Source organism: Haloarcula sp. Atlit-47R, from assembly GCF_003665985.1.
Classification (GTDB): domain Archaea; phylum Halobacteriota; class Halobacteria; order Halobacteriales; family Haloarculaceae; genus Haloarcula; species Haloarcula taiwanensis.
Genome location: NZ_QPLQ01000026.1, coordinates 1 through 611, shown reverse-complemented (window position 1 = coordinate 611; position 611 = coordinate 1). Strand labels below are relative to the sequence as shown.

The following is a 611-nucleotide window of genomic DNA, read 5'->3' as shown; positions in this document are numbered from 1 at the left end:
TCTCGGCTCCGAGGGCGACGACGACGCCGAAGACCCAGAAGACGATGAGGCCGACGAGAACGACGCGGCCGACCGACTCACCCGCCGCGAGGCACTCACGAAGGTCGGCACCTACGTCGCCGGCGGCCTCGTCACCTACCTCGCCGTCGAGCGCGTCTCCGATTTCGTCCAGCGGTCCCCGAAACTCCGCGCCGCGGTCGCCCGTCACGCGGCGTGGGTCGACGACCGCCTCCCCGACGTGGCGCTCCCGACCGTCGAGTGGTCACTCCCGACGCCGCAACCACTCTCCGCGGAATCGACGCTCCCGAATCGAACGACTGCGGTCTCGACGCCGGCGAACGCGACGACGATTCCTTACGCCGACCTCCGGGAGCGCCCCGAGACGTACACGGGGACGGCCGTCACCTACGCCGGCCGCGTCGAGGAGACGATGGAACGCGACGAGGTCCGACTGGCGCTCGTCGCCGTCGAGGACGACCGGGGGCGACTCAGCGGCGACGTGGTCGCTCGCTGGCCGACCGGCCGGTTCTTCGACGACGACATCGGCTTTCGACTGCTCGCCGACGAGCGCGTCCGGTTCTGGGGCGTCATCGCCGGCGAAGGCTCGATTT

General features: G+C 70.7%; 1 pseudogene. It reads left to right on the top strand.

Annotated elements, in window-relative coordinates:
* Window positions 1–611: pseudogene (locus DVK00_RS20675) on the top strand (hypothetical protein); the annotation flags it as partial.